General features: G+C 40.4%; 4 protein-coding genes and 1 pseudogene. All 5 read left to right on the forward strand.

The features are described from left to right. Window positions 1-1,731 (forward strand): type I secretion system permease/ATPase (locus tag Q0389_RS06385; protein ID WP_298692860.1); only part of this gene is annotated, 1,731 nt, incomplete at its 5' end. Continuing rightward, on the forward strand, window positions 1,728-3,065 hold the full coding sequence (locus Q0389_RS06390; RefSeq protein WP_298692862.1) for an HlyD family type I secretion periplasmic adaptor subunit: 1,338 nt from the start codon (window positions 1,728-1,730) through the stop codon (window positions 3,063-3,065). The genes Q0389_RS06385 and Q0389_RS06390, both read left to right, overlap by 4 nt. Further along, on the forward strand, window positions 3,066-3,656 hold the full coding sequence (locus Q0389_RS06395; RefSeq protein ID WP_298692864.1) for a LuxR C-terminal-related transcriptional regulator: 591 nt from the start codon (window positions 3,066-3,068) through the stop codon (window positions 3,654-3,656). It begins immediately after the preceding gene. A 114-nt stretch (window positions 3,657-3,770) separates the two neighbouring features. Beyond that, the gene (locus tag Q0389_RS06400; protein WP_298692866.1) at window positions 3,771-7,079 is read left to right on the forward strand and encodes a VCBS domain-containing protein; all 3,309 of its coding nucleotides are present in this window, start codon (window positions 3,771-3,773) and stop codon (window positions 7,077-7,079) included. A 21-nt stretch (window positions 7,080-7,100) separates the two neighbouring features. Continuing rightward, window positions 7,101-7,430 (forward strand): annotated as a pseudogene (locus Q0389_RS06405) (transglutaminase-like cysteine peptidase); the annotation flags it as partial.

Below are 7,430 nucleotides of genomic sequence, written 5' to 3' on the forward strand. Positions count from 1 at the left end.
TTTGTGTATAATGAAAATGACTCATTGACTTTGAATGTAAAACACAAACACTGGTTTTGGGACACGATTAAACTCTCTAAAAATATCTACCGTGATGTTATATACGCGACGATACTGGTCAATCTATTTGTTTTGGCAAGTCCTCTTTTTACGATGAGTGTATATGACCGTGTCATCCCTAACAATGCTACAGAAACCTTATGGGTTTTTGCTATAGGTGTTTTGGTCGTTTATTCTATAGATACTTTTTTAAAATTTACACGAGCGATGCTTTTGGAAAGTGCCGGTAAAAAGAGTGATATCATTATGTCATCGATCATTTTTGAAAAAGTACTTGATTTAAAAATGGCATCGCATCCGAAATCGGTCGGTTCTTTCGCCAGTAATTTAAAAGATTTCGATTCTATACGCTCCTTTTTAACCAATGCGACATTGACAGCTTTAGTCGATTTTCCTTTTGCACTCTTGTTTTTACTGGTAATCGGTTATATAGGCGGATGGATGGTGGTCGTACCAATCATAATGATGCTTTTGATTTTGGCATATGCTCTTTTTATGAGGAACTCTTTACGTGAGAGTATTGAAGAAACCCATAAGGCGTCGGCAGCAAAAAGTTCCATTTTAATTGAAGCATTGCAAAATATCGAAACGCTAAAAACTTTAGGTGCATCAGGTCAAGTCCAATGGGCATGGGAAGAAGCGACCGGAGAAATAGCTCAAAAAAGCCTGAAATCACGGTTGATTTCCACATCGATTTCCACTGTAACCGGATTTTTGACACAGTTAACCACTGTGTTGTTAGTCATTGTAGGTGTCTATCTGATCGGAGAGCATGAATTGACGATGGGGGGACTAATCGCGGTAATCATCATTGCCGGACGTACCGTTGCCCCTATGGGACAGGCTGCAGCATTGATCGCTAACTATTCAGACGCCAAATCGGCATATGATGTATTGGAAGGGATTATTTCTCAGCCCTCCGAACGTCCTCATGGTAAGAAATTTATTACCCGTCCGGAATTAAAAGGGGAAATCGAATTTAAAGAGGTGAGTTTCGCGTACGATGAATCTGATCACAGTGCATTGAAAAAACTTTCTTTTACAATCAAACCATGTGAAAAAATCGCTATTATCGGTCGGATAGGCTCGGGGAAAAGTACGATAGCTAAATTGTTGCTTCATTTGTATGAACCTGTGGAAGGTTCTATTTTACTCGATGGCATCGATATAAAACAGATCGATCCAGCCGATTTGCGTAAAAATATCGCTTACGTTTCTCAAGATATTATGTTGTTTAAAGGGAGCGCCAAAGACAATATAGCTTATCGTTCAATGCGTGCAAGCGATGAGCAGATGATCCGTGCCTCTGTGATCTCAGGAGCTGATGAATTTATTCGTAAGCATCCTAAAGGATACGAGATGCCTATCGGTGAACGAGGGATGGGATTATCAGGAGGACAACGCCAAAGTATCGGAATTGCGCGTGCTTTGTTATTCGAAGCACCAATTATCGTAATGGATGAACCGACAAATGCTATGGATCAGTTGAGTGAGAATCGTTTGATCGCCAATTTAAAAACATATTTAGAAGATAAAACGGCTATATTGATTACGCAGAAAAATACAATTCTTCCATTGGTTGATCGAATAATTGTTATGAACGAAGGGACAATTTATCTTGATGGGCCGAGAGATCAAGTGATTGCGAAATTGTCAGGAGGTACAGCGTGAGAAAGAAAAAACGATTTTCATTTGATGCCAATGACTACAACTTTATGCGAAGTCTTTCTGCCGCAGTGTTGGAAGATACCCCGTCACGTTTGCGCTCAGTCCTTTTATTTTGGATCGTAACGGTTGTATTTCTTTTACTTTGGGCTGCATTTTCGCCGATAGACGAGATCGTTCGTGGGGATGGCAAAGTTATTCCTGGTGGAGAAAATCAGATGATTCAGCACCTTGAAGGAGGAATACTCAGTGCTATAAATGTCAAAGAAGGGCAACGGGTCAAAGCTGATGACGTATTGCTTAGAGTTGATAACCTTAAATCCTCATCGACATATGACAGCTCGCAGTATAAATCGGCTGAATTGCGGGCACGTATTGTTCGTTTGACAGCAGAGTCGACGGGGGGAGTTTTCTCTCCTACTGCAGCTGATATGGAGAAAATCCCGATGCAGATCGCACAAGAAAGAAGTCTTTATACGTCGAATCAGGAACGTTTGCAGTCTCAGATTTCCGGACTTAATGAACAGTATATCCAAAAACAGAATGAAAAATTAGAAGCACAGGGACGTATTGCCGAACAAAAGCGTTCTTTGGATCTAATCCGTGAAGAGGTTAAAATTACTGAACCGATGGTAGCTCAAGGTATTAAACCACGGGTCGAATTTTTAAAACTTCAACGTGAACTGAGTAGCATCAACGAGGACTATAACGCTCTTCAAGCCTCTATTCCACGATTAAATGCGGCTTTGAGCGAAATAAAAAGTAAAATTAATGAAGCTAAATACGAATTTACCTCAAAAGCGCGTATGGATCTGAATGAAGCGGCTACTGAATACAAAAGAGTCGGTGCGGAAAGTTCGGCATTGGCTGATCAGGTAACGCGAACTGTCATCAAATCACCTATAAACGGTATCGTTCAAAAACTCTATGTTAACACGGTCGGTGGTGTCATTAAGCCTGGTGATAACCTGATCGAGATCGTTCCTACAGAAGGAGGGTTATTAGTCGAAGCGAAGATTAAACCTTCCGATATCGCTTTTATTTACCCTTCCCAAGATGCAATTGTTAAAGTAACAGCGTACGATTTTTCGATTTATGGTTCATTACACGGAAAAGTGGTTACGATCAGTCCTGATACCGTCACAGATAAAAATGACAACGTCTATTACGTCGTTAAAATTCAAACCGATAAAAAGTATCTTGAGCGTAAAGGAAAACAGCTTAAAATTATCCCTGGAATGATGGTAAATGTTGACATCATCACAGGTAAAAAAACGATTTTGGAATACATTTTAAAACCGATTTTAAAAGCTAAACAGTATACCTTTACGGAGCGATAAATGAAACTGTATTTGATGTCCGATGATATTTCGGTAAGAGCAAAGTGGATGGGTGCTCTCAGCGGATTGTATCCGATTACTTTGCCGACTTTGTCTTTTGACATCGAATCCGATTCGATAGTTATGGTTTCTGAGACACTTTTACGAGGGAAATCGGACAAAGAACTTGGATCATTCTTCAGGAATAAGACAGCAGTTCTATCCATCATCCCCAATTTTTCCGAAGCGCAGAGAGTTTTAGCTTTGGGGGCCATGGGATATGGAAACGCTATGATGCATGAATCTCACTTACATTCGATTTATCAAGCGTTGGAAGAGGGAAATATATGGTTGCATCCTGATTTTATCACGATGATGATTGTTCAGATACGCGATCAAAAGAGTCCGAAAAAGAAATCGTTAGGAGTATTGGATGTTCTCAGTACTCGTGAGAAAGAAGTTGCGCTGATGTTAGGAGAAGGTACCACACATCAGGAAATTTCCGATTCATTGAATATCACTGTGCGTACGGTGAAAGCCCATGCGACAGCAATCTATCAGAAACTTGAAATCAAAGATCGTCTAGCTCTTTCGCTTCTCTTGCATCAATAATAGAGAATATTTTTTTTTATTTTTCTCCAATTAGTACCCAAGTACAATAGTAATCATTTTCTTCCTACGCTAAAATTAACAGTATGAAATCTTTCCATTTAAAAAGGATTCCCAATGGCAAAAGTAATCGGATACGTTAAATCGTTGGAACATGGCACTTTTTTTCTAAAAGATGCAAAAGGTAAAATTCATCAACTTAAAGTTGGCGAAGCGATTCATGAAGGCGAATTGGTTTATGGTGCACATGGTAATTCGAATGATGCGAAAATTATAGTTGATGTTACGTTACAAGGTGCGGGTGATTTGGTAATTGCCGGAAATGGTGCACTGCATTTTGATATGTCATTGTTAAATGGCGTCTTTAGTCATCATGATGCCGTAGTTTATGTCAATTCTATCAAAGATGCATTAGCCGCTATGCCATCGAAAGAATCGTTATCGGCACATCATCAGGATAATGGAGACACGACAAATGCAGGTGAAACGGCTGCCGGTAATGAAGTCACTGATACGGAGCGAACCGGTGATATGTTTGATAACCGTACGGCAGGTGTCGGTGATGTAACTACAGCTCTTTCATCGACTACTACGGGGACAGAATCCGGTGCACTATCTGATAATACGGCTCTTCCGGTTATTCTAAATCATGCCCCTATCGCTCAGACCGTTGAAGACACTTTATACGAAGATACTATAGCTACTGGTAAGGTGATTGCAACCGATATTGATGTTGGAGATACGGAAAATTTAGTATATGCATTAAATAATCCGGCTCCGACAGGATTGACATTTGATAATAATGGAAATTATGTATTTGATGCAAGCAGTTATGATTCGCTCGTAGCGGGAGAAGAGTTTGTACTGACAATTCCTTATACTGCGACGGATTTAGGAGGGTTATCATCATCTGCAAACTTGATTATTACTATTATTGGAACGAATGATCAGCCGATTGTCCAAAATGTCCAAGTTGGAGAAGTATTAGTAGAAAGTCATGATGGAACGGATATTGTAGGTGCGGATGACACCCAAGAGGATGTATTGACGATATTTTCAGGTAACTTAGCAACAGGAACCGATGTGGATTCCGGAGAAACTTTGACCTATGAAATGGTAGAGAATAGTATTAATGTAGCTTCATCAGCAATCGATACGGGTACTATTACAGATATGAGCGTTGTGATCGATCCGATTACCGGGGATTATGAAGTTGTCGGTAACTTCAATGCTTTGGCGGCTGGTGAGACAGCAACGATTACTTTTCAATACGTTGCTAATGACAGTCGTGGATTCGATGGAACTGACGGAATCAACGAATCTTCTGTTAGTGAGCCTGCTACTGTAACGTTGACGATTACCGGAACGAATGATCAGCCGATTGTAAATGATATATTCGTATCTCAAAATGAGGCTGCAAACGGGCTTAATAAGTTTGATGGCGTGTTTACTGTATCGGATGAGGATGTTAACGATACCCATACATATGAGATTGATGTCAATTCTGTAGAGTCTAATAATACGAAAGTAAGCGATCTGAACGTTACTTTGAATGATTCAAAAACTGGAAGTTATACGGTTAGTGGGGATTTTAGTGCTTTGGCTGAAGGGGAAACGGCTACCGTGACATTTCAATACCGTGCTAACGATGGTACCACACCGGGTATCAATGACGAATCTAATTATTCTGAATATAAAACTGTTACCTTAACGGTCACAGGGACTAATGATGCGCCGGAAACAGATTCAACGTCAGGAATAGGTATTGAAGATACAACTACCCCTATTGTCGTTGCCCTCTCAGGAAGTGATGTCGACGGTACTGTAGTAGGCTTTAAAATCACAGAACTACCCGCAAACGGGACACTGTATGTAGATGCCGCCATGACAACTCCTGTGACGATCGGAATGATATTGAACGGTACTAGTACTTCTGTATATTTTATGCCAAATGCAAATTATAGCGGAACAACCGAGTTTAAATATGCTGCAATTGATAACGACAATGCAATGGATCCGACACCTGCAACTGCAATCATAACAGTTACACCAGTGAGTGATATGCCGACATTGTCACTTATCGGAAAAGAGTATAGCGTCTCCACTGATTTTGATGAAGTAAATGTCGGTTCATATGGTAACGTTAATGCCTCAGTTCTCGGCCATGGTGAATGGCACACGGATAACGGAAATGGTAAAGTAGAAATCGGTAGTGCTATAACATATGGTGTTCTTTCAGACAGTACACAAATAATAGAGCTTGAACAAATGGTGGGAGATGCTTCCAACCTTTATACAACTATGGCAGTAAAAGAAGGAGAAGTGTACACTCTTAACTTGGATTATGCTAATCGAAATTGGAAAGGCGGGGATAATTCGACAGTCAATGTATATTGGAACGGGAATGTGGTAGGTGTTATCGATCCAAGCAGTTTCTCAATGACCCATTATTCGATTACATTTACATCGGATATAACCGGTATTGGAAAATTGGAATTGCGATCAAATGATACGGATAGTATCGGAGTTTTGCTGGATAATGTCCAATTGTCACTTGTTTCAAATACCGGGTATGCCGGGCAGTTGACAAATCTTCCGCAGATAGCGGCAGGTTTAACAGACAGTTCTGAAGTATTGTCCCTAAGTATATCGGGTATTCCGGCCGGATATATTTTGACAGACGGTATTCACACCGCATTATCTATGAATACTACAACCGGTATCGCTGTAACAGATTGGGCACTAGATTCATTGGCTTTAATCGCGCCGACAGGTACCGATTCTACACTTTTGTCTCTTACAGTTACAGCAAAATCGACTGAGAGTGATGGAAGTTTTACTACACAATCTGCAACGACAGAAGTAAATATTTTGTCAGATTCTGCTACTACTATTCATGGAACAAATGGCGATGATACTCTAAGCGGAAGCTCAGGATCAGACATACTGATTGGTCTTGACGGCGACGATACTCTTGATGGAGGAGCTGGAAGCGATGCACTTGTCGATGCAAACGGGAATGATACGTTTGTGTTTGATGCTGCCGATACACTTATCAATGGCGGTATAGGTATTGATACTTTAGTTTTAGCGCAGGATGCGAATATCGATTTCACGGCTTTGAATACGTCCAATAATCCTGTACATAACATGGAAGTTATTGATTTGGGAGAAGGTGCTGCACTTGGTGGAAATCATACTTTGACGAATCTATCTTTACAAGATGTTATTGATATGACCGATACTAATAATACACTCACTATTAAAGGAGACGGAGGTGACAGTGTGAATATCCCGACGACGACAGGAACGGATTACACAATGACACAATCTTCTGAATCAGGTTTGGATGTTTATACGTATAGTAGCAGTTCGGGAGATCCGACTGTTGTCTTGAAAATTGAAACTGATGTAACACATTCGTAGTAATTACGTTAGAATAAAAGGATGAAAAAAACTTTCGCCCTTTTCTTCATTACGGCGGCATTAGCCGCGATGCTCATTGGCTCTCCCGAATTTTCTATTGCTCAATCGTTTTTAGATAAAATTGAACGCGAATACGGTACTTTTGCTAAACGGCGAGCATTGGCATTGGTACAAATGATGAATGATGCCAGAGATCTTGACGATATGGGAAAAATGGAAAAGGTCAACGATTTTTTCAATCAGACCCCGTATGCGTCGGACAAGACAACATGGGGCGTCAGTGATTATTGGGCGACACGGTTGAAGTTTATCGGAAAAGATAAAGCCGATTGCGAAGATTATGTTATTGCC

The sequence above is a fragment of the uncultured Sulfuricurvum sp. genome (genome assembly GCF_937936435.1).
Classification (GTDB): Bacteria; Campylobacterota; Campylobacteria; order Campylobacterales; family Sulfurimonadaceae; genus Sulfuricurvum.

Coding starts and splice junctions, on each gene's coding strand:
- Q0389_RS06395 (WP_298692864.1), top strand. CDS start 3,066: ATGAAACTGTATTTGATGTCCGATGATATTTCGGTAAGAGCAAAGTGG.
- Q0389_RS06400 (WP_298692866.1), top strand. CDS start 3,771: ATGGCAAAAGTAATCGGATACGTTAAATCGTTGGAACATGGCACTTTT.